This window comes from Paraburkholderia sp. J67 (assembly GCF_905220265.1).
GTDB lineage: Bacteria > Pseudomonadota > Gammaproteobacteria > Burkholderiales > Burkholderiaceae > Paraburkholderia.
Map to the genome: position 1 here is coordinate 18,612 of NZ_CAJMZK010000022.1, position 25,534 is coordinate 44,145.

At 65.7% G+C, this 25,534-nt stretch carries 21 protein-coding genes; 18 read left to right on the plus strand and 3 right to left on the minus strand.

All coding sequences use genetic code 11. The annotated features are described in order from the left end of the window. Positions 1-199 precede the first annotated feature (199 nt). A complete protein-coding gene (locus U5782_RS29850; protein WP_322047466.1) occupies positions 200-1,237 on the plus strand; it encodes a PHB depolymerase family esterase in 1,038 nt (345 codons plus the stop codon). Between the two features lie 30 nt (positions 1,238-1,267). Here the strand turns inward: U5782_RS29850 and U5782_RS29855 are convergent, their stop codons facing one another. Next, complete coding sequence (locus tag U5782_RS29855; RefSeq protein WP_322047467.1) at positions 1,268-2,503, minus strand: NADH:flavin oxidoreductase/NADH oxidase family protein; 1,236 nt, start codon at positions 2,501-2,503, stop codon at positions 1,268-1,270. A 187-nt stretch (positions 2,504-2,690) separates the two neighbouring features. On the opposite strand from U5782_RS29855, the gene U5782_RS29860 reads away from it, so the two are divergent. Together U5782_RS29860 and U5782_RS29865 are read left to right on the plus strand one after the other, a co-directional pair. Beyond that, positions 2,691-3,602, plus strand: coding sequence for an acetoacetate decarboxylase (locus tag U5782_RS29860; RefSeq protein WP_322047468.1), 912 nt, complete (start codon positions 2,691-2,693; stop codon positions 3,600-3,602). Between the two features lie 105 nt (positions 3,603-3,707). After that, complete coding sequence (locus tag U5782_RS29865) at positions 3,708-4,196, plus strand: MerR family transcriptional regulator (protein ID WP_322047469.1); 489 nt, start codon at positions 3,708-3,710, stop codon at positions 4,194-4,196. A 21-nt stretch (positions 4,197-4,217) separates the two neighbouring features. Here the strand turns inward: U5782_RS29865 and U5782_RS29870 are convergent, their stop codons facing one another. Then, positions 4,218-5,096, minus strand: coding sequence for a LysR family transcriptional regulator (locus U5782_RS29870; protein WP_322047470.1), 879 nt, complete (start codon positions 5,094-5,096; stop codon positions 4,218-4,220). Positions 5,097-5,403: 307 nt separating this feature from the next. Between U5782_RS29870 and U5782_RS29875 the strand changes: the two genes are divergently transcribed. From U5782_RS29875 to U5782_RS29945, 15 genes are all read left to right on the plus strand, one after another. Further along, entirely contained in the window at positions 5,404-6,381 is a 978-nt protein-coding gene (locus U5782_RS29875; RefSeq protein WP_322047471.1) for a PDR/VanB family oxidoreductase, read from the plus strand. 42 nt (positions 6,382-6,423) lie between these two features. After that, on the plus strand, positions 6,424-7,599 hold the full coding sequence (locus tag U5782_RS29880) for an aromatic ring-hydroxylating dioxygenase subunit alpha (RefSeq protein ID WP_322047472.1): 1,176 nt from the start codon (positions 6,424-6,426) through the stop codon (positions 7,597-7,599). 67 nt (positions 7,600-7,666) lie between these two features. Further along, a complete protein-coding gene (locus tag U5782_RS29885; RefSeq protein WP_322047473.1) occupies positions 7,667-9,055 on the plus strand; it encodes an MFS transporter in 1,389 nt (462 codons plus the stop codon). A 13-nt stretch (positions 9,056-9,068) separates the two neighbouring features. Beyond that, positions 9,069-10,367: a LysR family transcriptional regulator gene (locus tag U5782_RS29890; protein WP_322047474.1), complete on the plus strand. Its 1,299-nt coding sequence runs from the start codon at positions 9,069-9,071 to the stop codon at positions 10,365-10,367. A gap of 97 nt (positions 10,368-10,464) precedes the next feature. Further along, positions 10,465-11,688: an ROK family transcriptional regulator gene (locus tag U5782_RS29895; protein WP_322047475.1), complete on the plus strand. Its 1,224-nt coding sequence runs from the start codon at positions 10,465-10,467 to the stop codon at positions 11,686-11,688. A 302-nt stretch (positions 11,689-11,990) separates the two neighbouring features. Then, entirely contained in the window at positions 11,991-13,103 is a 1,113-nt protein-coding gene (locus tag U5782_RS29900; protein WP_322047476.1) for a porin, read from the plus strand. Between the two features lie 198 nt (positions 13,104-13,301). Continuing rightward, positions 13,302-14,597 carry an MFS transporter gene (locus tag U5782_RS29905; RefSeq protein WP_322047477.1) on the plus strand — a complete coding sequence of 432 codons (1,296 nt, stop codon included), beginning with the start codon at positions 13,302-13,304 and terminating at the stop codon, positions 14,595-14,597. 36 nt (positions 14,598-14,633) lie between these two features. Further along, positions 14,634-15,095: a C-glycoside deglycosidase beta subunit domain-containing protein gene (locus U5782_RS29910; protein WP_322047478.1), complete on the plus strand. Its 462-nt coding sequence runs from the start codon at positions 14,634-14,636 to the stop codon at positions 15,093-15,095. A 5-nt stretch (positions 15,096-15,100) separates the two neighbouring features. Continuing rightward, positions 15,101-16,225 (plus strand): hypothetical protein, encoded by a 1,125-nt coding sequence (locus U5782_RS29915; protein ID WP_322047479.1) that lies wholly within the window; start codon positions 15,101-15,103, stop codon positions 16,223-16,225. Beyond that, complete coding sequence (locus U5782_RS29920; protein ID WP_322047480.1) at positions 16,222-17,451, plus strand: lactonase family protein; 1,230 nt, start codon at positions 16,222-16,224, stop codon at positions 17,449-17,451. The genes U5782_RS29915 and U5782_RS29920 overlap by 4 nt, the downstream gene beginning before the upstream one ends. Then, positions 17,448-18,623, plus strand: a complete 1,176-nt coding sequence (locus U5782_RS29925) for a Gfo/Idh/MocA family oxidoreductase (protein ID WP_322047481.1) — start codon at positions 17,448-17,450, stop codon at positions 18,621-18,623. The genes U5782_RS29920 and U5782_RS29925 overlap by 4 nt, the downstream gene beginning before the upstream one ends. 17 nt (positions 18,624-18,640) lie before the next feature. Next, positions 18,641-19,657 carry a sugar phosphate isomerase/epimerase gene (locus U5782_RS29930; protein WP_322047482.1) on the plus strand — a complete coding sequence of 339 codons (1,017 nt, stop codon included), beginning with the start codon at positions 18,641-18,643 and terminating at the stop codon, positions 19,655-19,657. 115 nt (positions 19,658-19,772) lie between these two features. Further along, the gene (locus U5782_RS29935; protein ID WP_322047483.1) at positions 19,773-21,440 is read left to right on the plus strand and encodes a GMC family oxidoreductase; all 1,668 of its coding nucleotides are present in this window, start codon (positions 19,773-19,775) and stop codon (positions 21,438-21,440) included. A gap of 83 nt (positions 21,441-21,523) precedes the next feature. Next, positions 21,524-22,927 carry an MFS transporter gene (locus U5782_RS29940; RefSeq protein ID WP_322047484.1) on the plus strand — a complete coding sequence of 468 codons (1,404 nt, stop codon included), beginning with the start codon at positions 21,524-21,526 and terminating at the stop codon, positions 22,925-22,927. A 165-nt stretch (positions 22,928-23,092) separates the two neighbouring features. Continuing rightward, positions 23,093-24,184 carry a porin gene (locus U5782_RS29945; protein ID WP_322047485.1) on the plus strand — a complete coding sequence of 364 codons (1,092 nt, stop codon included), beginning with the start codon at positions 23,093-23,095 and terminating at the stop codon, positions 24,182-24,184. 85 nt (positions 24,185-24,269) lie between these two features. On the opposite strand, the gene glk is transcribed toward U5782_RS29945, so the two are convergent. After that, the gene (glk, locus tag U5782_RS29950) at positions 24,270-25,244 is read right to left on the minus strand and encodes a glucokinase (protein WP_415914428.1); all 975 of its coding nucleotides are present in this window, start codon (positions 25,242-25,244) and stop codon (positions 24,270-24,272) included. Positions 25,245-25,534 lie beyond the last annotated feature (290 nt).

Consider the following 25,534-nt stretch of genomic DNA (forward strand, 5'->3'; position numbering starts at 1 on the left):
GGCTTTTTTTCTCGTCGAAATACTTCACTATCCGAACGCCCGAAGACGGCGCGAGGACCGCCTGTTTGTCGACGCCTCACCGTGGTCGACCTCTATCCATTAAAACGCATTAGCCGCCGCTTTGGGAAAGCGTTGTATTCGCACCAGCGTAATTCGTTCGATGTCCGTTGCCACTCGCAGTGCTACAGGAGATGTCACGATGAAATCGCTTCGCAGCGTTGCCCTTTGTGCCCTTGCCCTTTCCGTTGCCTTCTCGTTCACGCAGGTGGCGCAAGCCGCCGATGCATTGCCGTCCTACCATGCTGATCCTTCGGAGACTTCGGTGTCCGGTTTGTCGTCGGGCGCCTTCATGGCGGTCCAGTATCAGGTTGCATACTCGGCGTCGGTCATCGGCGCGGGTGTCGTAGCGGGCGGCCCGTATTATTGCGCGGCCGGGATTCTCGTCAACACGACCATCTGCATGGGGCAGGTGCCGTTCATGCCGCCCAACCCGGCGTTGATGGTCACCGCGGCCGCGACCTTTGCGTCGACGAACCAGATCGACTCCTTGTCGAACCTCCAGAAGGCGCGGATCTATGTATTCAGTGGTACCAAGGATACGGTGGTCCACCAGCAGGCCGTCGATGCGACGGTGTCATTCTTCGAGCAGGCCGGCGTGCCGAAGTCGAACCTGCTTTACGTGAACAACGTTCCCGCTGGCCATGCGTTCATTGCACCGTCGTTCGGCAATGTGTGCGCCGACAATGCGCCGCCTTATATCAATCACTGCGCGATCGGCAAGAAGAAGTACGACCAGGCCGGCGCATTGCTGCAGCAGATCTATGGCGCCTTGAATCCGCCCGCACATAGTTTGAGCGGGAAAATCCTGCCGTTCGATCAGCGCGAATTTGCCGGCGCGGCGACCGGCATGGCGGATACCGGCTTTGTCTACGTGCCGAAATCGTGCGATGAAGGCACGGCATGCAAGGTGCACGTCGCTTTCCACGGATGCAAGCAATCGGCGGCCGTGGTTGGCGACGACTTCTACGCCAACACGGGCTACAACTACTGGGCTGACACCAACAACATCATCGTGTTGTATCCGCAGGTGAACGCATCGACGGTGCCGTTCAATCCTGACGGCTGCTGGGACTGGTTCGGCTATACCGGCGCGAACTATGCGCTGAAATCGGCCTCGCAGCTCACCGCGGTTCACGCGATGGTCGGGCGTCTGCTGGATAAATCGCAGACGCAGTGAAGACCGGCATGACGCGGCGCGATCGAATCGCTAGGCGTTCGCGCGCTGCGTCATCCAGCGGCGGTACTGGCGGGTGCGCGCCATCTCGGCAAGCTGTTGCAGGAGGAGTGCGCGCAACGGCGAGACGTTCGGTCTGGTTTTTTTCCCCTCGCTCAAGCGGCGCAACTGGAACTTGACGCTCGCCATGTTGGCGAGCGAGGCGAGCGGCTTGTTCTTCCATGTGATAGGCGAGAGTGCCGGGGCGCGGTCGTTTCCGGTGCGCCATTCACGCGGCAGGTTCGGGTCGATGGCGAGCGCTGTGCCGATCCCGACCATATCCACGCCGCTCGCGACAACTTGCTCGGCAATCGCGCGGCGGCGGATGCCGCCCGTGACCATCACGGGCATCGTGGCGATGGTGCGGATGTCGCGCGCGAAGTCGACGAAATAAGCTTCGCGCGCCAGCGTGCGGCCATCGCGCGCGTCGCCCTGCATAGCGGGCGCTTCGTAGCTTCCTCCCGACAGTTCGACCAGATCGACGCGCATGTCGTTGAGCCATTTCACGACGTCGCGGGCGTCGTCCGCGCTAAAGCCGCCGCGCTGGAAATCGGCGGAATTCAATTTGACCGCCACCGCGAAGCGCGGAGAAACGACCGCGCGCACGGCCTTGACGATTTCCAGCAGCAGGCGCGCACGGTTCTCCAGTGGGCCCCCCCATTCATCGGTTCGCTGGTTGGTGAGCGGCGAAAGAAACTGGCTCAGCAGATAGCCATGCGCCGCGTGAATTTCGACGCCCGTGAAACCGGCCAGTTCGCCCAGCCGCGCCGTGCGGGCAAAGCGCTGGATCACCTCTTCGATGACTTCGCGCGTCATCGCATAAGGCGTGCTGAAATGCTTCGACATTCTGCCCAGCGCGAGCGGGACGGCCGAAGGCGCCCATGTCGGCTGGCCGAGATTGGCCCGCATCTGGCGACCCGGATGATTGATTTGCAGCCAGAATTGCGCGCGTTTCGAGCGGCCGATACGCGCCCATCGCCTGAACGCTTCCAGATGCGTGTCGTCTTCCAGCACCACGCCGCCGGGACCGGTCATGGCGCGGCTGTCGACCATCACGTTGCCGGTGATGAGCAAGCCGGCGCCGCCATCGGCCCACGCCTGATAGAGACGCATCAGTTGCTCCGATGGAGCGTGACTGGCGTCGGCCATGTTTTCTTCCATCGCGGCTTTGGCGATGCGGTTCGGGATCGTCGAACCGTTGGGCAAGGCCAGCTTGTCGAACACATTCATGGGTTCACCTCGTTTGATCGTGGTTCGACTCTAAGGTTAAAGTCAACTTGAATGTCAATCCCTTTATGACTCCCTTTGTGACCGATGAGCGATCCGCATTTCGACGCTTGACCTTCAAGTTCGCTTCAACCTTAAAGTGCCTCCATGACGGCGGCGTGCCGGGTAAATCATCGGGAAGGGGACGGAGATGGACAGGCGGATCACTCAGGTCGAATTTGGACCGCACAAGGTCGAGGTGCCGGAAGGGGGCTACTACGACCGCTTCCGGATGAATCCGGATCTGGATGAAGTGGCGCGCGATCCGGTCGTGGGGAATATCGATTTTTTTCGCAGGATTCCGAAGCAAAAGATCGAGTCGCGGGTCGGCCCGACGTGGGCGCCGAACTTCTACTATCGAACCAGCAATATTCAGGTGCTGTTTGTCGCCCCCTTGTCGCGGCTTCGGGCGATGTTGCCGACGCCGCTCGAACCGCTGCGCGCGTTCCCGGGTTATGGACTGGTGGCGCTGACTTTCTTTTCGTATGCCGTTTGCGATAACGATCCGTATGACGAAGTGTCCGTCGCGGTGGTGATACGTCGACCGGGGGCGCGAGGGTCTCATGCGCTGGAATTGCTCGACGCCATGCGGCGTCGCAGTTTCTTCGCCCATGTGCTGGCGCTGCCCGTGACCACGGAAATCGCGCGGGTGCGGGGCGTCTATGGCTATCAGTTGCCCAAGTGGCGCGCCGATATTGATGTGAGCATCGGCGCCGATGTGCGCGCGACGATTGCCGGGCCAGGCGGCGCGCCTGATTTGAGCTTGAGCGCGCCGCTACCGGCCATGCGCGAAGTCGCGCCGCAATCGCATATGGGCACGACGACGATGATCAACCGGGTCGACGGGCAATGGCATCAGGCCACCGTGCAGACCAACACACTCGCGTTCGCCCAGCGCCTGTTCCCGCGTAACGTGACGTTGATGCGCAAGGGCGGACCGCTCAGTCAGCTCCTTGACGGCCTGGGGGCGTCGACCGTGATGCGGCTGGACGTGGTCAAGGATGCGCAATTGGTGCTGAATCTGCCGACGCCGCTGAAGGCATTCGATCGCGGCGGGGCGTGAGCGGTGAGGCGTGGCGGGGGGAATCGGCAATAAAATAGCGCAGACAGGGTGAGCCCGACGCTGCGACGAGGCTCAGGTTCGGGTTGGCGAGGGAGTATGGGAAACATGAAGATTGGTGAACTTGCCGAGCGCACCGGGCTTGCCGCTTCGCGCATTCGCTTCTACGAGGACATCGGCTTGTTGAAGGCCGAACGCCTGCCTAACGGCTACCGGACCTACACGCCGCAAACGGTGCTGGTGCTCGACCTGATCGCGGCCGCGCAGCAGGCAGGCTTCAGCCTCGACGAAATTCGTACCTTGCTGCCGCCCGATCTTGGGCAATGGCAGCACGGCTCGTTGGTCGATACGCTGCGCGCCAAGGTGCAGGACATCGAGGCGCTGGAAAAGCGGCTGGCGCACAGCAAGGCGCAACTCGTCGGCTTGCTGGCGGAGATCGAGGCCAAACCCGAGGACATGGACTGCGCGGCCAACGCGAAGCGTGTGCTTTCCCGCATGCGCTCAGGGGAGCTTAAAACGTCGGCACTCCCAGCCGACGATTTGACGCCGCTTCGCAACGCCAGGCGGCGCGCGGCGCTCAAGCGCGGCCAGGGATGACCGCAGCGTCCGGGCCGGCTCTCATGCAGGCCACTCCTTCTCCAGCCACGCCACCAACGCCTTCACCCGCGCCACGTTCATGCGCCTGCGCGGCACGTAGGCCTTGAACCAGTTCTCCTGCGGCGCAAAGCTGGGCAGCAACGACACCAGCTCGCCGCGCTCCAGGCTCGCGGCGGCCACGTAGAGCGGCAGCAACGTGATGCCGAGTCCAGCCGACGCAGCCGTGAGCAGCGTCAGGTTGTCGTCCGCACGCATGCGCGCGTTGACGTCGACAGACACAATCCCGCGGCTCGACTGGAAATTCCAGTGCGTGCCGGTCGGCGTGAACACGAGGCACGGATGCGCGGCGAGGTCGCGCGGATGCACGAGCGGCCGCGCGCCGCGCAGATACCCGGGCGAAGCGCAAAGCACCGGGCGCACCGGCCGTAGCGGAATGTCGACCACGCCTTCGTAGCTCGACAACCGGCCGCTGATCGCGAGATCGAAGCCGCGCTCGGCCGGGCTCGCCGACTGATCGACCAGCGAGATTTCGAGCGTGATGCGCGGGTGCTCGTTCAGGAAGCCGCTGAACACGGGCGCAAGCTCGCGGATCGTCAGCGTAGTTGGCGCCATCACGCGCAAATGCCCTTCCAGCTTGCCGCTGTCGCGCTCGACCGCGCCCACCAGGTCCTCGAATTCCTCGACCAGTTCCCCCGCGCGTGCGTAGAAGCGCTCGCCGGCCTCGGTCAGGCTCACCTTGCGGGTGCTGCGCTCGAACAGGCGCGTGTTCAGCCTCGCCTCCAGCTGCGCGATCCGCCGCGCGACCACCGACGGCACGACCTCCAGTTGCCGCGCCGCATCGGTGAAGCTGCCGCAGCGCGCGACGGTGGCGAAGGTCTTCACGTGCATGATCAGGTCCACATTCCGTCTCCACCTTGTCGTCGGATTGATGCAAAAAATCGATTACAGATACGTCAGATTAACTTAAATGTGACGTGATTGACATCAATACACTATCTCGAAACATGAGAGCACGCGATGTCCGCGTCGCCCGCCGTCCCCAAAAGTCCGATACCGCGCAGCCTCAGCCCGTCGCGGTTGCCGCCCGGCGAGCCGCGCCCGTGCGCTCATGTGATCCCGCAATTCCGCGCCGGTGCTGGCGGCCGGCGCGATGCAGCCGTCCGGCAACGCGAGCCGGGCCGGCGCCCATGCAGCACGAGGAGACGAGATGGCAAGAAGCAACTTCAGCGTCGAGGTGACGCGCGTGAGAGAGCTCACCGGGCGCGTGCGCGAATACCTGCTGACGTCGGTCGACGGCAAGCCGCTGCCGGAATACGGCCCGGGCGCGCATATCGCGGTGCATACCGTGTCGCCGGAGCGTGGCCTGATCGTGCGCCACTATTCGCTGATCGGCGGCGATGCCGAGAGCGACGATCCCCGCCACACGGTGCGCATCGCCGTGCAGCGCGAAAGCGCGACGCGCGGCTCGGCCCACATTCACCGCACCTTCGAGCGCGGCGTGCGCCTGGAGATCGGGCCGCCGAACAACAACTTTCCGCTCGACCGCACCGCCGCGCCCGTGCTGCTGCTGGCGGGCGGCATCGGCATTACGCCGATCCTGTCGATGGCGCGCAGTCTCGCACGTCGGCATCGGCCGTTCCGCGTGATCTATGCGGGCCGATCGCGCGCAGAGATGGCGTATCACGACGAACTCGCGCGCATCGCGGGCGACGCGGTGCGCTTCCACTACAGCGACGAGGCGGGCGTGCTCGATCTGGTCGACGTCATGCGCGCGCAGCCGGATAGCACCGTGGCCTACGTCTGCGGCCCCGCGCCGATGGTGCGGGCGACCCACGACGCCGGCCGCACGCTCGGCTGGGACGACGCGCGCGTGCGCAGCGAGTTGTTCGGCGCGGCGCAGGCGGGCGAGACCCACGCGTTCGACGTGAAGCTGCTGCAAAGCGGCAGAACGATCCACGTCAGCGAGGACGCGAGCATTCTCGACGCGCTCAACGCTGCGGGCGTTCCGGTGCTGTGGGACTGCCGCCGTGGCGAATGCGGGCTGTGCCCGCTGCGCGTGGTCTCGAGCGACGGCGCGTTGCAGCATCACGACCGCTATCTGACCGACGACGAAAGAGCCGCTGGCGACACGATGTGCATCTGCGTGTCCCGTACCTGCGGACAGGAACTCATTCTGGATGCCTAAGCAGTTGCCAGGGCATCACGAAACCAGCATCACGAAAACGCTATGAACGACATGAGCCAACTCTCCCACGCCGAAGCCGGTCACGATTACGACGTGCCGGGCTTCACTCCCGGCGGTTTTGCCGATCACGCCACGCCGCTCGTGCGCAACTGCTGGTACGTGGCCGCGACGAGCAACGAAGTGAGCCGCGACATCATCAGCCGACGTCTGCTTGGCGTGGACGTCGCGCTGTACCGCACGCTCGCGGGCGAGGTCTGCGCGGTGCGCAACCGCTGCCCGCACCGCTCGTTTCCGCTCGCGAAGGGCAAGCTGGTCGGCGACATCCTGATGTGTGGCTATCACGGCATGCAGTTCGATCCGGCGGGCCGCTGCGTGAACATGCCCGCCATGCCGATCGTGCCGACCAACGCCAACGTGCGCAGCTTCCCGACGGCCGAGCGCGGGCCGCTGGTGTGGATCTGGATGGGCAACCCCGATCTCGCCGACGAAACGCTCGTGCCGGATACGAGCTGGCTGGCGGACCCGCAATGGAAGAGCGTGAGCGATACGTTCCATATGAAATCCGACTACGTGTCGATGCACGAGAATCTGCTCGACCAGACGCATTTCCCGTTTCTGCATCCCGGTGCGATCGGCACGCCGGAATATGCACGCTCGCGGCTGAAAGTGCGCGTCGAAGGCAACGCCGTGGTGATCGACCGCGAACTGCGCAACTCGCCGCCGCCGGGCGTCTATGGCGTGCCGACCGGGCTGACCGGCAAGCCGGTGGACCGCTTCTCGGACGCGCGTTTCGTGTCGCCGGCGCTGCACACGGCCTACGCGCGCATCGTCGATAACCACGATCCGAGCGGCACGCCGCGCACCTATCGCTTCAACATCACGCACATCTTCACGCCCGAGACGAACGGCAGCATCCACTACTGGTGGTTCAACAGCCGCAATTTCAATCTCGACGATGCCGACGCGGACAAGTGGCTCTACGAGGCATCGGCGAAGGCGTATCAGGAAGACGTCGATGCGCTTGAGTGGATTCTGGAAGCGGTCACCCAGGACACCGAGCCGCAATTCGACCTGAACTTCGCGCCGGACAAACCGGGCCTGCTGATGCGGCAGATCCTGCACCGCCTCGCCGCCCAGGAGGCTAGCGCCGAAGGCGCGGCGCTGACGACGGCCGGCGCGTGCGACGCCGCCGGGAAGCCCGCCTGCGCGGGCCGCTAGCGGCAAAGCCAAGCAAAACGCAACGCAAAACGCGCCGCGCTAGACGGCGTCAATCAGGAGACAACACATGGGCGCCACTGGCAAAGGCAAGGGCATCGGCACAACGGCGGGCGGCGTCATCGACGTCCAGTCCTTTATCGACGAACGGCGCATGTCGTCTTACCAGCTCGGCGTGATGGCGATCTGCGTCACGGTGCTGGTGCTCGACGGCTTCGACGCGGTGATGATCGCCTATGTCGCGCCGTCGCTCGCGGCCATCCTGCATCTTGCGCCGAAGGCGCTCGGCTCGCTGTTTGCGGCCGGTCTCGGCGGTCTGACGGTCGGCGCGTTTCTGTGCGGGCCGCTGGCCGACCGGCTCGGCCGCAAGCGCGTGCTGGTCGCGTCGGTGCTGATCTTCGGCGGCTTCACGCTGGTCTCTGCCTTTGCGCACACGCTGTCGTGGCTCGTGGCGCTGCGCTTCGTCGCCGGGCTGGGTCTGGGCGGCGCGGGGCCATGCGCCATGGCGCTGATCGCCGAGATGTGCCCGCGCGAGCGGCGCTCGACGCAGCTTGCGTGGCTCGGCTGCGGCATTCCGCTGGGTGGCGGCATTGCCGGGTTCGTCGCCGCTCAACTGATACCCGCGTTCGGCTGGACCGCGATGTTCGTGGTGGGCGGCGTGCTGCCGCTCCTGCTGGTCGTGGCGATCGCGTTGCGCGTGCCGGATTCGGTGCGCTTCCTGCTGCTGCGCCATACGGGCCAGGATGCCGTGCGCGCGATCATGCAGCGACTCGCGCCCAGCGAGGACTTCAGCGGCGTGACCTTTGTCTCGCATCAGGAAACGGCGCAGCGCGCGCTGGTCGCCGATCTGTTTCGCGAGGGCCTCGCCGTGCGCACGGCGCTGCTGTGGCTCGCCTCGTTCTGCACGCTGATGGTGGTCTACTTCCTGACCAACTGGCTGCCGATCCTGCTGCATTCGACTCGCCACTCGCCCGCGCAGACTTCGTTGCTGCTGAGTCTGTTCCTGATCGGCTCGCCGTTTGGCAGCCTGAGCGTGGGCTTTCTGATGGACCGCCTGAACCGCCAGGCGTGCATGGTGGCGAGCGCGCTGGTCGCGGCGGTCTGCCTGATCGTGATCGGCAACGTCGTGACGCAACTGCTCCCGGCCGCGCTCGTCGTGATGGCGGTGGGCGCGTCGTGCGGGGCGTGCGTGACCGGGTCCAGCATTCTCGCGAGCTTCCTGTACCCGACCGCCGCGCGGGCAACCGGCATCGGCTGGACGGCCGGATGCGGGCGGCTGGGATCGGTGTTCGGCACGTTGAGCGGCGCCGTGCTGCTCGGCAGCGGAATGGGCGTGCCCGCGCTCCTGAAGCTTGCCTCCGTGCCGTGCTTCGTTGCTTGTGCGGCGTTCGCCGGCCTGATGATGACCGCGCATCGACGCGATACGGCGCAGCCGGTCGCCGTCGGTACGGGTGTGTGAGGCGTAGGCCGCCATGGTGAACCTCCTGTCGCTCAATACGCTGCTGGCGGTCGTGGACTCCGGCAGCATGATGGAAGCCGGCCGTACCGTGTGCCGGGCGCAGTCTGCCGTGTCGCGCGCGATCCGCCTGCTCGAAGATGAGTTCGGCACGCCGCTCTTGAGCCGCTCGTCGCGCGGCACGGTGCTCAGTCCGGCCGGCGAGGCGATGATGCCGCGCGTGCGCGCCGTGATGGAGCGCCTGGCGGTCTGGAACGTCGAGCGTCGCCGGATCGGGGCGCGCGGCATTCCGCAGGTGGTGCTCAACGCGCGGCGGCTGGAGATGTACGGGCGGCTGATCCGTTGCCGGCAGATGTCGGTCGTCTCGCGGCAGATGGGCATCAGCCAGCCGGCCGTGAGCTTCGCGCTGGCGACGCTGGAGAACCAGGCCGGACGGCCGCTGTTCGAGCGGCGCACAAGCGGGCTCGAGCCGACGGATCTTGCCTACCGTCTGGGCGAGGCGAGTTGCGCAGCGTTGAACGAAGCCGCTCAACTCGCGGACGATCTCTCCGCGCAACGGCTGCCGCTCGACGGCCGCTTGATCGTCGGCGCGCTGCCGGGCGCGGGTGCGCTCGTGCTCGAACGGGCGATGGCGGTATTGCGCCGCGTGCATCCCGGGCTCGACGTCGATCTGATCGAACTGGAAGGGCGATCCACTGCGGGTCTCACGTCGACGCTGCAAAGCCGCGAGGTCGATCTGGTCGTGGGCGCGCTGCGCGATTTCCGTCACGAGGACGGTCTCGCGGTCGAGCCCTTGTTCGGCACGCCGCTCACGCTCGTGGCGCGACGCGGCCATCCGCTCCTGTCGTGCGCGTCGGTCAGCGATGGCGCGCGCGATCTCACGTCGATCCGCTGGTTCGTCGATCGGCATGAAGCGCAGGCCTTGCCGATGCTGTTGCGCATGCTCGCGGAGGCCGGCGTGACCGAGCCGTGGATCGCCATCGAACGCGACACCGCGCAGCTTGCCGCACGCGTGGCCGACGATGCCGCCGCATGCGGCGTGGTGAGGAGCGCGTGGGCGGCAGACCCGGCCGCAACGGCTACGCTCGTGCGCGTGCCCGTGGCGTTGCCGGGCACCTGGCGCGATCTGGGCGTGGCGACGCGGGCCGATCGCGCGCCGTGCGCGGCGGCAGCTGCGCTGGCGCGGATCGTGCGCGCGCTGCATGCGGGCGATGACGGGGCGAACACGCAGGCGAACGCGGGAGCCCTGGCCTGTGCCGACTCTGTACGTGAACCGCCCACAGCGATGGCTAGCCACGGCCGCCTGATCGTGTAGTCCACATCGCGTACGGTCCTCGCGTTACCGTCAGCTTGATCGTTCACTTTGGAAACAGTACCATCGCCGGATGCCGTCCCACACGCCCGCTCCCCCTATGTCCGCGTCGTCTCCGCGTCGCGCCACCCGTGCCCGCCGCAATCTGAACGTCGAGTCCGTCATCGACCTGCTGCGCACCTCCGGCCCGCAGTCGCAGGCCGCCATTGCGCGCCGCACCGAGCTATCGCCCGCGGCGATCAACAAGATCGTGCAGGTGCTCAAGGACGAGGGCGTCGTCGAAATCCAGTGGATCAACGGCCGCGAGGCGCTCGTCGAACTGGTGCCCAAGCGCGGCACGATCGTCTCGGTCAACGTCGGGCCGCAGGCGGTCAGCGGGGCGATTTTCGCGTTCGGCGCCAACCGGCGCATCGATCTGGAAATCACCGACCCGGCGCGGATCGGCGGTCCCGATCCGGTGGTCACCCTGGTGCGTGAGCTGGCGGCGCGCGCCGGCGTGGCGGTCGGCGATCTGGCGGGCGTATCGGTCGCGATCCAGGCGCCGATCGACCGCGCGAACGGCGGGATCATCGCGCCGTGGGCCGCGTTGCGCTTGCCGCGCTGGAAGGACGTGCCGATCGCGACGATGCTGGGCGAAGCGCTCGGCGTGCCGGTTGCGGTTGACAACGACGCGAACCTTGGCGCGCTCGCCGAGTGGACCTGGGGCGCCGGGCGGCGCTCCGACTGTTTTCTCTATGTGGCGTGCTCGGTCGGGATTGGCGGCGGTCTTGTCGTCGATGGCAAGCTTCACCGCGGCGCGAATGGCATGGCGTTCGAGATCGGTCACGTCGTGCTCGATTCGACCGGCCCAGTCTGCTTTTGCGGCAGCCGGGGATGCCTGTCGACGGTCGCGTCGGAGCGCTCGATCCTGCTCGCGCTACAGGGCTCGGAGAGCCAGAAGGATTCGCTCGCCGAAGTCATCGCCGCCGCACAGACCGGCGACCCGATCTGCGCTCGCGTGCTTTACGAGGCAGGGCGGCAGTTGGGCCGGGCGCTCGCCAATATGGCGAAGATCCTCGCGCCCAGCGTGATCGCGGTTGGCGGCACGCTCGCGACGGCCGGCGAGCTGGTGTTCGGCGGCATCCAGACGGCGATCGAGGAAAACAACGTACCGGCGTTCTCGTCGTCCGTGCAACTGCGGCCGGCGCAGCTTGGCGGCGACGCGACGCTGCTGGGCGGCCTCGCGACCGTCATGGGCGACCTCGGGCAAGGCCTCAGCGAACTGCCGTCGTGGATGCTCGACGCGCGGCGTGAGCCCTTGCAGGCGCTCGACGCCACGGTTTGAGGGCGGGCCGCTCCGCCTGTCCTTAGCCCTCGTTCCTGTCGCCGGATAACGCAATCCGGCGCAGGGCACACGCGTTAGTTCTCCGGGCCAGACGGCTCGACCCTTTCCCCACGCTCCATGAATCCCCTGCTGTAGCGGCGCCACCGCACGACACAGCGATGACAATTCGCACCTCCAAATCATTCAATAAAGAAATGATATGGCTGGATGAATTGAGTTAATGATTCACATCGTGTTACTTTCGGAGCCATCGCAGGACATAAAAACGATGCGCCGCACGGCGGCGCGGTCATGGAGACAGTATGAAAACCCGTATGACAACTGGTGCGCTCGCAGGCGCACTGCTGATGGGCGCGCTGCCGTTGGCCGCGCAGGCGCAAGGGTCCATTACCTTGTACGGCCGCATTGACGCCGGCATCGAGTACGCCAGCGGCATGCCAACCGGCTCGGGCAAGACCACCGGCAGCAGCAGCCGCTTTTCGGTGGAGAGCGGCGACGGCGGCGTCAGCATGCTCGGCCTGATGGGCACCGAAGACATCGGCAACGGCACCACAGTCCAGTTCCACCTCGAAAACCAGTTCCTCGCCACCAACGGCGAACTCGCAGGCGAAGGCATCTTCAACCGCTTCTCGACCATCGCCGTCGCGAACGACCGCTTCGGTACGCTGACGGTCGGCCACCAGTTGTTCATTTCCAACGCGGTCTGGGATTTCGATCCGTTCGGTCAGTCGCCGTGGGCATCGGCGTCGCTGGTGCGCGGGCGCAACTGGCCGGAGGCGAATAACGCGGTCAATTACGCGTCGCCGCGCTGGAATGGCTTCGATTTCGCGGCGCAATATTCGCTCTCGAATGCAACGCACTGGAACGGCGACGGCACGACCTCGCAAGGGCGCGGCGACGGCCTGTACGCGACCTACACGAACTCGCTGGTCGAGGTGCGCGCGATGTTCGACGAGACGCGCGATGCGAACGGCCAGATGAGCGACGTGTTCGCCTATTCGCGCGAATACACGCTGGCGGCGAACCTGTTCGTCGGGCCGGTCAAGTTGCAGGCCGCCTACCAGGCGTCGCGCACCTCGGGCGCGAGCAGCGCGGGCGGCACGCCGACCTCGACCGATTACTTCTGGGGCGGCGCAGTGTGGCAGGTGTCGACGGCGCTGCAACTGATGAGCGGCGTGTACCACGTCAACGCGAACAACCAGGGCGGCAATGCGACGATGTACGGCATCGGCGGCATCTATTCGCTTTCGAAGCGCACGTCGCTGCGCGCGCAGTTCGCGACCGTGCATAACAGCGCGACCGCCAACTTCTCCATCTTTGCCACCAGTACCGAGGGCACGACGGTCGCCTCGGGCAATCCGCCGACCGGGCACAGTCAGACCGGCGCGTTCATCGGCATCATGCATTCGTTTTAAAGGCGGCTGCGGCGTCGCGCTGTCGCGAAAACGTCCTGGCGTTTACCCCGAAAATCGGCCGAATCGAGCGTAAAAATAATTCACAAAATAAACGATCAATCTTTTGTCGTTGCGTTGATGATTCGAATAGTGCATATTTTGTGAAAACGAGCGGCGTTCGATCCAGCCGTACAGATAGTCTGTGGAGACACAACCCAAATGGTTCATTCAAGCAGTCAGGGCAGCGGAACGCTGTCGAGCGACACGCTTCAGGGACATCAGGCCGACGCAAGCGGCAGCCGCGGCATGTTCGCGCGGCTGAGCCTCATGATGCTGCTGGAATTCATCGTGTTCGGTTCGTGGTTTGCGACGCTCGGCCTCGTGCTCGCGACCAACCATCTGCCGACCATCATCGGCACCGCCTATTCGCTCGGCGCGTTCGCCGCGATCATTTCGCCGATCTTCCTCGGTGCGATCGGCGACCGTTTCTTCGCCTCGCAGAAGGTGCTGGGCGTGGCGCATCTGCTCGGCGGCGCGCTGATGTTCCTGCTGCCCGACGTGATCCACGCCGGGCACGGCACGCTCACGCTGGTGCTGATCTTCGTGTACATGCTGTGCTTCCAGCCGACCCTTGGCCTGAGCAACGCGATCACCTTCCGTCATATGCCGAAGGCGTTTCCGTACACGCGCGTGTTCGCGACGCTCGGCTGGGTGATCGCCGGGCTCGCCGTCGGCTCGATGGGCTTGTCGGCGTCGACCGGTGTGTTCACCGTTGCGGGCGTCGTGAGCCTCGTGCTCGGCGTGTACTCGTTCACGCTGCCTTCGACGCCGCCGCCGGCGCGCGGCCTGGCCTTCTCGATCGGCGATCTGTTCGGCGTGAAGTCGCTCGTGCTGTTCCGCAACCGCAATTTCGCCATCCTCATTACCTGCGCATTCCTGACCTCGATCTCGCTGGGCGTCTACAACTCGTTCGCGTCGCCGTATCTGAGCGTGCTGGGCATCGGCAACGTCGCTGGGGTGCTGGCGATCGGTCAGGCATCCGAAGTGATCTTCATCGCGAGCGTGCCGTTCGTGCTCGACGCGATCGGCATGAAATGGGCCTTGCTGGTCGGCATGGCGATGTGGGGCGTGCGCTTCGTGATGTTCGTGATCGCCGCGAAGCATCTTGTGTGGGTGGCGATTTTCGGCGTGGCGCTGCACGGCATCTGCAACGACTTCTTCCTGATCCTGAGCGCGATCTATATCGACCGCGTCGCCCCCGCGCGCATGAAGGCGCAGGCGCAGAGCTGGCTGATCATTGCGATCTCTGGCTTTGGCGCGGCCGCCGGTTCGCTGATCTCGGGCGCGATTTACGGCGTCACGGTCGCGCAACATCCGGAAGCGGGTGCGGCGGGCTGGGCGCCTGTGTGGCTCGTGCCGATCATCGCCGCCGTCATCACCGCGACGCTGTGGATCACCTGCTTCCGTGACACCCGTGGTGACACGCGCGGCGAAGCCGCGACGCCTGCCGGCTGAGCGTCGCGTTTCCTTCTCAACTCCTGGTTCATCGCCATGTTCGAAAATTTTCTGATTCGACCGGACGGCCTGCGCAACGTGACGCGCGACGGCCAGATCGTCGGCTTCTCGCTGGCGGTTCGTCATGCGAATTATCGCGGCTGCTTTCTGTCGCTGCACAACGGCTATTTCATCGAGGTCGACGGCGTCGAGTATCCGGTCGATGCGCAGACCTTCGAGATCAACGGCAAGCCGCCGCGCTCGTTCGACACGATTCGCGGCGCGGTCTACGAGCACTGGCATTACGACGACGAAGCGATCCTGCACGTCGCGGCGCCGGGCGGCCTGAAGCCGGGCGAGCACGCGGTGCGCTTCCAGCAGTCGGTGCTCGCTGCCTATGGCTATCTGCCGACCGACGAAGCGTGGGTGAAACAGCCGCCGAAACCGGGCACCGGCGCAGGCTCCGACAAGGCGCCGCAGATCATTACCTATCACCTGAAACTGGCCGCGGAGGCATGACGCACATGGCGATCAAACGAGGCGTTTCCCTTTACAGCTACCAGCAATCGCAGTTCATGAAGGATCTCGACCTGGAAGCGCAACTGCGCGAAGTGGGCGAGAACCTGCCGGGCGCCGACGGCATCGAACTGATCGACGAGATGTCGCTGCACTACCCGAATCCGGGCGGCCAGTTCGTGCGCACCTGGTTCGACTGGATGGAGCAATACGGCCTGACGCCGGTGACGCTCGACGTTGGCATGGACGTGCTGCAGTTCCGCGATCACGTGATGACGCACGACGAATGCGCCGAGCGGCTGCGCCACGATATCCATCTGGCGAAGTTCCTCGGCTTCAGCAATGTGCGCGTGCTGTCGGTCACGCCGCTCGACGTGATGTTGAAGGCGCTGCCGCTGGCGGAAGCGCTCGATATTCGTCTGGGCAAGGAAGTGCATCAGCCGATGCGCCTCGAAGGCGAGCAGGTGAGCGAAATCGTCGAATTCGCCGAACGCACCGGTACGCGGCATCTGGGCATCGTGCCGGATCTCGGCATCTTCCAGACCCGCCCGACCGAAGTGCTGATCGCGGCCTACGAACGGCGCGGCGCGCAGCCGAGCGCTGGGGCGACGGCGATCGAATTGTCGCTGTTGCTCGAAACCGGCGACGCGCCGTTTAGCGCGGCTGGTGCGGCGAAGCACACGGCCGGCAATGTGCGCTCGGCGTTCACGCGCTATCTGACGACCGGCGATTGCGAGGCCGATCTCAAGACGCTGTTCGACGGCGTGCGCCGCTTTGCCGACGAGCGGATCGATCATGCGCAGCCGCTCGATTACACGGTGGTCGCGGAAGCGCTGAACATGTCGCGTACCTCCGGCGAGACGCTGCGGCAGCTTGCGAAACACGTGGTGGGCGTGCACGGCAAGTTCTACAACATGTCGCCGGTGCCGGGCGCGGACGGGCAGTTCCAGGACATCTCGATCGACTATCCCACGGCGATCCATGCGCTGAAGGCGGGCGGGTTCGATGGCTACATCAATTCGGAATACGAAGGACAGCGTTACTTCCAGGATGGCCGGCGCGAGGATCTGATGAGCGAGGTCGAGCAGGTGCGCCGGCATCAGGAGATGCTGCAACGGCTCGTCGGCGCATGAGCGGCGCCGCGAACCCGGGCCGCGCAGGCGGCCGGCTGATCGCCTACGTTGGCGCGTATGGCAACACCACGCGTTACGAGGGCGGTGGCATCCACGTATTCGACGTGGCCGCCGATGGCACGGCGCTGACTGAGACGAGCCACGCGCGCGAGGTGCTGGAGGCGGGTTATCTGGCGTGGTCGCCGCGTCGCGCGATGCTGTACGCGGTCGATGAACGCAAGACCGACGGCCGTGGCCCGGTCGAGCCGCAAGCGCGCGTGCATGCGTTCGCGGTGGACCCGCGCGATGGCCGCCTGACGTGGCGCAATTCGCGCGTCGCGCCCGGCCCGCGCCCGACCTTCCTCGATCTCGACGACGAGGCGGGGCGGCTGGTGAGCGCGAATCACGGCGATTTTCAGCACGTCGAGCGCGTGGTGCGCGGCGCCGATGGCGAGTGGACCAGCGAATTCGTCTACGACGACTCGACCGTGATCCTGTACGGCATCGAAGCGGACGGCGCGCTCGGCAAGATCCTTGACTTGAAGGTCCTGACCGGCCACGGCATGGACCCGAACCGTTCGCCGCAGAACGGCGGCCACGCGCAGGCGAGCCCGCACGCGCATTGCGCGGTGATCGATCCGTCGCGCCGCTACGTGATCGTCTGCGACAAGGGCACCGACACGATCCTCGTGTACCGGCTCGGCGATACGCTGGAACTGGCGCAGACCTTCGTCATGTCGCCGGAAACCGGCCCGCGCCATATCGCGTTCGATGCGAGCGGCGCGCGTGCGTATGTGACGCTCGAATTCGCTTCGGAACTCGCGTCGTTCGATTTCGATCCGCAAACCGGCGCGCTGACGCTGCTCGATCGCTGCCGCACGACCGCCGCCACGCACGCGGGCCTGAACGAGCCCGCCGAGGTGCGCGTGCATCCGCAAGGGCGCTTTGTCTACGCGAACAATCGCGGCGAAGACTCGCTCGCGTGGTTCTCGGTCGATGCGGCCGGGCGGCTCACGCGCGAAGGCAGCGTGCCGCTCGCGAAGTCGATTCACCCGGGTCTCGCCGCGCGTAATTTCACGTTTGCACCGGGTGGCGCGTTCCTGCTGCTGGCCGACCGCCCGGCCAACGTCGTGCGCGCGTATGCCGTCGACGCCGACAACGGCAGCCTGCGCGTGCTGACCGAGGCCAGTGTGCGCGATCCGGCGTTCGTTGCGTTCGCAACGCTCGATGACACGATTGAACCATGACAGATACGAACGCTTCCTCTCTTCCGATCGGTGATGGCCGCGATGCTCCGCGCGTGGTGATTCTGGGCGCGGGCATGATCGCCGAAGTCCATCGTCGTGCGGCCCTGCTCGCGGGCGCGCGCGTGGTCGGCGTGATGGCGTCGAGCCCCGCGCGCTCGGCGGAAGTAGCCGCGCGCTGGCGCACCGCGCCGTTCGACTCGTTCGCCGCGTTGCGCGAACTCGCGCCGGATGTCGTGCACGTTTGCAGCCCGAACGGCTTGCATGCCGAGCATACGATCGCCGCGCTCGATGCCGGCGCGCATGTGATCTGCGAAAAGCCGCTGGCGGTATCGAGCGGGATCGCGCGCGAGTTGACCGACTACGCGGCGCAGCTCGATCGCATTGCGACGGTGCCGTTCGTCTATCGCTATCACCCGCTCGTGCGCGAGATTCGTGCGCGCGCCCAGGCGGGAGAATTCGGCCGCTGGCAACTGCTGCACGGCAGCTATCTGCAGGACTGGCTGCTGAGCCCGACGGCGACCAGCTGGCGCGTGGACGCGTCCAAAGGCGGCCCGTCGCGCACCTTCGCCGATATCGGCTCGCACTGGTGCGACCTGATGGAATTCGTGACCGGCGAGCGCATCGCGTCGCTGAGCGCCGCGACGACCATCACCGTGCCCGAGCGGCCCGCGCAATCGAGCGCGTCGTTCGGTGGTGCGCATGGCGTTGGGCCGCTTCAACGCGTCGATACGGAGGATGCGGCAAGCGTGATGTTCCGTACCGCGTCGGGCGTGCTCGGCACGGTGACGGTGTCGCAGGTGTCCGCCGGACGCAAGAACCGGCTGTGGTTCGAGTTCGACGGCGCGCACCGCTCGGCCGTGTTCGATCAGGAGCATCCGGAGACGGTGTGGCTCGGCAGCCAGGGTTCGGCCGAAGTGCTGTCGCGCGATCCGTCCGCAGGCGCGGCAGACGCGCGCCGGCTCTCGCATCTGCCGGCCGGCCACGCGCAGGGCTACGCGCAGTGCTTTGAGAATTTTGTTGCCGACACGTACGCGCGCGTTGCGGGCCAGGCGGTCGACGGCGTGCCGACTTTCGCCGATGGGCTGCGTTCGTCGCGCATCGTCGACGCGGTGATCCGCTCGGCGCAGACCGGCCAGTGGGTCGATGTGAACGACGCGGCCGACGTGACCTGATCCAGACAAGGAATGCCATGAACACACAAACGAATCCGGTCACGCTCTTCACCGGCCAGTGGTGCGATCTGCCGTTCGAGGAAGTCGCACGGCTGGCGGCGTCGTGGGGCTATGACGGCCTGGAGATCGCCTGCTCGGGCGACCATCTCGACGTCTGGCGCGCGGCCGAGGACGACGCGTATCTGGCGAGCCGCCGCGAGATTCTCGATCGCCACGGCCTGAAGCTTTACGCGATCTCGAACCATCTGGCCGGGCAGGCCGTCTGCGACGATCCGATCGACTTTCGTCATCAGGGCATCGTGCGCGCGAAGGTGTGGGGCGATGGCGAGGCGGAAGGTGTACGCCAGCGCGCCGCCGAAGAGCTGAAGCTGACCGCGCGAGTCGCGCGCAAGCTCGGCGTGGATACGGTGGTTGGCTTTACCGGCTCGAAGATCTGGCAATACGTCGCGATGTTTCCGCCCGTTCCCGATCATGTGATCGACGCGGGCTACGAAGATTTCGCCGCGCGCTGGAACCCCATCCTCGACGTGTTCGATAGCGAAGGCGTGCGTTTCGCGCACGAGGTGCATCCGGGCGAGATCGCCTACGACTACTGGACGAGCGTGCGCTCGCTCGACGCGATTGGCCGCCGGTCCGCGTTCGGCTTCAACTGGGACCCGTCGCACATGATGTGGCAGAACGTCGATCCGGTCGGCTTTCTGTGGGACTTTCGCGACCGCATCTATCACGTCGATTGCAAGGACACGCGTGTGCGCCCGGCCAATGGCCGCGCGGGCGTGCTCGGCTCGCATCTCGCGTGGGGCGACCCGCGGCGCGGCTGGGATTTCGTCAGCACGGGGCAGGGCGATGTGCCCTGGGAAGACGCCTTTCGCACGCTGCGCGCGATTGGCTACGCGGGACCGATTTCGATCGAATGGGAAGACGCGGGCATGGAGCGCACCGAAGGCGCCGCGCGCGCGGTGAAGTTCGTGCGCTCGCTGCTGTGGCCGCTGCCGGGCCAGCGTTTCGACGCGGCCTTCGCGCAGAACCGCTAAGGCGTGCTTCGGCATGCCCGGATCATTTGCAAAATAAACGATGTTTGATGGTCGAATGCAATGATGATACGAAAAGTATCGTTTTTGCTGGCCTAGTACAGGATGGAAGGAAGCGATGGCAACCAGGCAATATGACGTCGTGGTGGTGGGCTCGGGCGCGGCAGGCAGTATCGCGGCGAAGGAACTCACCGAACGCGGGCTCGATGTGATCGTGCTCGAAGCGGGACGCGCGATCAGCACCGACGACTTCAAGACGGATTTCAAGGGACCGCGCGAGAAGGGCATCCAGTTGTGGGCGCGCATCCGCGCGGCCGCTTCAGGGCAGCCGATCCAGTCGCGCGTGGCGTTCTACGGCAAGCAACTCAAGCATCTGTTCGTCAACGACCGCGAGCATCCGTATAGCTCGCCGAAGGACGCGCCGTTCCTGTGGATTCGCGGCAAGCAGCTAGGCGGGCGTCTGCACACGTTCGGCCGCGTGCTGATGCGCTGGTCCGACGTCGACTTCAAGGCGGCGTCGCGCGACGGCTACGGCGAAGACTGGCCGATCTCGTACGCGGATCTCGCGCCGTATTACGACCGTGTCGAGCAGTTCCTCGGCGTGCGCGGCTGTAACGATGACGTGCCGAACCTGCCGAACGGCAAGTTTGCGGGCCCGTCGAAGCTCACGGCCGCCGAGCGCGACTTCAAGGAGAAGACCGAGACGCACTGGCCCGAGCGTCATGCCGTCGCGTGGCGTTATATGCCGCCCAATGCGCGGCGCGTGCCGGCCGGCATGCTGGCAGCGAAGGAAACCGGCCGTCTGACGCTGCGCACCGACGCGATCGTCACGCGCGTGATCACCGATCCGTCGACGAAAAAGGCCACCGGCGTCGAGTTCATCGACCGCAAGACGCGTGAGCGCCACACGGTGTCGGGCAAGGCAGTGCTGCTGTGCGCCTCGACCATCGAATCGGTGCGTCTGCTGCTGAATTCGGCCGCGCCGCATGCGCCGGGCGGTGTTGCGAACGGCTCGGGCACGCTCGGGCGTTACTTCATGGATCAGGTGCCGAACCTGATCATCGGCACGGTGCCGGGCCGCACCGGGTTTGAGGTGGACGACACCTTGCCGCCGGACCCGTTTTACGGGGCGTCGGGCGGCGTGTACATTCCGCGCTTCGAGAACCTGAACGGGCACGCGAATCCGGGCTTCGTGCGCGGCTTCGCGTTCCAGGGCACGATCGGCCGGCTGTTCTCGCGCGACGGGCAACCGGCCAAGTTCGGCATCATGGGCTTTGGCGAAATGCTGCCGAGCGTCACCAACACCATCACGCTCAATCACCAGCAACGCGACGCCTGGGGCCAACCGATCCCGCACATCACCTGCGCGATGTCGGCCAACGAGCTGGCGATGCTGCGCGAGCAGTCGCGCGCGATTCGCGAGATGGTCGAAGCGGCCGGGCTCGAAGTCGAGTTCTCGGGCTCCGCGCTCGGGCTCCAGGAAAGCGGGCGCGGCGCGTTTCCGGAAGCCGACTGGTTCAGCCGGATGCTGTTCCGCCGTTACTTCAAGCAAAGCATGACGATGGGCGCGGCGATTCACGAGACGGGCGGCGCACGCATGGGCTCGGACCCGCAGAAGTCGGTGCTCAATGGCCACAACCAGGCGTGGGACGTGCCGAACCTGTTCGTGACGGACGGCAGCTGTTTCCCGACTGGCGGCTGTAGCGGCGCGACGCTCACGATCATGGCGCTGACCGCGCGCGCGTGCGAGTTCATCGCGGCGGAACACGCGGCCGGCCGGCTCTAATCGCGCCGCGCAGCGTTGCGCCAATTCGGGCCGGACGGGAACGTCCGGCTGGCACCCATAATAAAAGACTGGAGACATCAACCATGAGTTTGCGAGATTCGCATTCCCCGGGCGCCGTGACTGCGCGGACCCTCGATGTGCAGACTTTCATCGACGAGCGGTCGATGTCGTGGTTTCAGCGCGCCGTCGTTGCGATCTGCGTCGCGGTGCTGGTGCTCGACGGTTTCGACTCGGGCATGATCGCCTATGTCGCGCCGGCCCTGGCCGGCGAGCTGCATATGGCCGCAAAGGACATCGGGCCGCTGTTCGCTTCGGGTCTCGCCGGGCTCACGATAGGCGCGTTCCTGTGCGTGTCGCTGGCGGACCGGCTCGGCCGCAAGACCATCCTCATCGTGACCGTCGTGCTGTTCGGCGGCTTCACGCTCGTATCGGCCGCGATCCGCGATTTCCATCTGCTCGTGGTGTTGCGCTTCCTGGTCGGGCTGGGTCTCGGCGGCGCGGGGCCGACCGCGATGGCGCTGATCGCCGAGATGTGTCCGCGTGGCCGCCGCTCGACGCAGCTTGCTTATCTCGGCTGCGGCGTGCCGATCGGCGGGATCGTAGCTGGCGCAGTCGCCAGCACGGTGATTCCCGAGGCGGGCTGGTCGACGATGTTCCTGATCGGCGGGATGCTGCCGGTCGCGCTGCTCGTGGCGATCGTGCTGTGGGTGCCGGAATCGGTGCGCTTCCTGCTCGGCCGCGCCAACGGCCAGCGCCGCGCGCTGCGCGTCGTGCAGCGCATCGATCCGGCCATCGACACGCGCGGCCTGACGCTCACGGCACCGGAGACGCGACGCCAGTCCGTCGCCGCGTTCGACCTGTTCCGCGCCGGGCTGGCGGGCAGCACGCTGGTGCTCTGGCTCGCCTCGTTCTTCAGCATGATCGTCGTCAGCTTCGTGACGAACTGGCTGCCGATCCTGCTGCACGCCGGCGCGCATTCGATGCGCGAAATCTCGCTGCTGCTGAGCCTCTATCTGTTCGGCTCGCCATGCGGCAGTCTCGTGATCGGCCGCTTGATGGATCGCTACAACCGCTACCTTTGCCTGATCGGCGCGGCGCTCGTTGGTGCGCTCGGGCTGATCGTGATCGGCAACGTCGCCGATCACATGGTGGCCGCCGCGGTGGTGATCGTGTTCGTCGGCGCGGCCTGCGGCGCGTGTGTGACCGGCGTCAGCATTCTCGCGAGCTATCTGTACCCGACCTCCGCGCGCGCGACCGGCATCGGCTGGACCGTGGGCTGCGGCCGGCTCGGCTCGGTGTTTGGCTCGATGAGCGGCAGCTTCCTGCTGGCGCTCGGGCTGTCGCTGCCGGCGCTGCTCAAGGTCGCGTCGATTCCTTGCTTCGTTGCGTTCGCGTGTTTCGCAGGCCTCTATGCGTTGAATCACCGCCGCGCGCCAGCGGACATCGCCGCGCCCGGGACCCAGGACGCGCTGGAAGCCGGCCACTGAGTCGGTCTGTCTCGCCGTACACAACGGCGGTTCTTCATTGGTTAATGTAAGTAGTTCGAAGTAATTCGGTGGCGCGAAAAGCCGTGACCGATTCCCCAATGCAGGCACTTCGATGCTTGCATGACGACACACAATCGACTTGCAAAAGGTCTGGAGACTTTGAGGATGGAAAAGACAGTTATCGGCACGCTGGCCACGGCGGCGTTACTGACGTGTGCGAGCGCGCACGCGCAGAGCAGCGTCACGCTGTTCGGCATGATCGACGCAGGCGTGTCCTACGTCAGCAACAGCGGTGGCAAGAGTCTGGTGTCGGCGAGCGACGGCATCAACGGGCCGAATCTGTGGGGCCTGACGGGCACCGAGGATCTCGGCGGCGGCCTGAAAGCGATTTTCAACCTGACCAACCAGTTCTTCCTGTACTCGGGCAAGATCGTCGGCACGCAGAGCCTTTTCACGCGGACCTCGTATGTCGGTTTGCAGAGCGACCACTACGGCACGCTCACGCTCGGCAATCAGTACGACTTCATCAATGACGCGATGTACGCGACCGGCAACGATCCGGCGCTCTACGTCGGGCACCTCTACGGCCAGTTCAGTGGCCCGTTCCAGAACCTGACGCTGCCGTCGAACTCGAACGCCGATAGCGACTGGTATCGCGCTTCCGGGCGCATCGCGAATTCGGTCAAGTATCTGTCACCGACCTTCGCGGGCCTCTCGGTTGGCGCGATGTACGGTTTCGGCAACGTGGCCGGTTCGGCGGGTACGGGCAACGGCACGAGTTTCTCGCTGAATTATCTGGCGGGCGGCTTCGGCGCGAATGCCGCGTATTCGATGATCAAGTATCCGGTCACGGCGGGCAGTGCGGGGCCGCAGGTCGATCTCGACAAGTGGGGTATCGGCGCGCGCTATCAACTGGGTACGGTACGCGTGAGCAGCATGTACGAAGCGATCCGCAACGCGACGACGGGCGGGATGATCTACGAACTGACCGGCGGCGTGAACTGGCTCGTGCGGCCGGATTTCAGCCTGAGCGGCAGTTACGCGTACACCAAGGGCAATCGCGTAGTGGGCACGCAGCACGGCCACCAGTTCGCGGCGATTGCGGAGTACTTCCTCTCGAAGCGCACCAGCGTGTATGTGATGGGCGTGTATCAGCGCGCGAGCGGCGATTCACTGGCGTCGATCACGGGCACGGGTGCGGTGTCCGATGGGCAGAACCAGCTCGTCGCGCGCATTGGGATGCACACCAAGTTCTGACGACACCGATTTGACTGGAAGGAAAAATAGCTCAGCGGTCCTGGTTTAACGATCAGGACCGCGAATTATTTCGATGCGCGGGTTGTCAATGGCCCGGACCGAGATGCTCGGCGAGCAGATTGGCGACGCCGATGAACGCGGGATTGGCGGCGGTGATGCGATAGGTGGGGATCGTCGTGAGCAGCGATTCGAATCGGCCCTTCTGTTCGAAGCGTTCGCGGAACAGTTTCGCGTCGAACGCTGCACCGCACTTCTCGATCACGCCACCGCCCAGGAACACGCCGCCGCGCGCGCCGAGTGCCAGCGCGAGATTGCCGGCCAGCGTGCCCAGGATGCCGGAGAAGCACGAGAGCGTATTGATTGCGGCTTCGTCGCCGTGGCGCGCGAGCGTCGTGATCTCGCTGGGCGACAGCCTGGGCAAGTCTGCGCCGCGCGCTTCGGCCAGCGCGTCGTGGATCAGGCTCAGCGCGGGCCCGGCGGCGACCCGCTCGAACGACACATGCGCCCACTGGCGGCGCGCGTAGGCCAGCACGGCGTCGTCGCGCGCGTCAATCGGGCTGAAGCTCATGTGGCCGCCTTCGCTTGCCAGCGCAATCCAGCGGTCGGGTCCGCGCACGAGGCCCGACACGCCCAGCCCCGTGCCCGGCCCGAGCAGGCCGATCGGCGCGTCCTTGCGCGGCGCGCCGCCGCCGATCGGGACCCAGTGGTCGCCGGTGAGCGCGGGCAGCGCCATCGCCAGCGCGGTGAAATCGTTGACGACCAGCAGCGTGTCGAAGCCGAGCGAACGGCGTGTCGCCTCGATGGAGAACGCCCAGGGATGATTCGTCATCCTGATCTGATCGCCGTCGACCGGATTCGCGATCGCGATGGCCGCGTGCTGGATACCCGTGATGCCGGTGTCGCGCAGGTAGAGGCGGATCGTATCCTCGACGCCCGCATGGTCGGCGCACAGATACACGCGCACCGATTCAATCGAGCCGGGGCGCGACGTCAGCGCGAAGCGCGCATGCGTGCCGCCGATGTCGGCGAGCAGGCGCGGCGCAGTGGCGGATGGGTTCATCGTTGTGACTCCAGTTTGAGTAGCGGGCGGCGAGCGCCGCTGCGCCACGTCAGCGCAAAAAGAACGGTACGCCCGCCCAGCGCTAGTTGTCGATATCGGCTTTCAGCGCGACGAGGTTTTCAGTGCGGCTAGATTCGGGCGGTACGCGTCATGGCGCATTCGCGTACCAAAGTTCGTGGAGGAAACGAAATGTACGCGTTTGAATCGGGTGTCGAATACGCGTAAACCCTGGGTATAAGGGCTTTGTATGACGACCGATCGTGCAAGGTTTGTGTGCACGTTTGTGCACG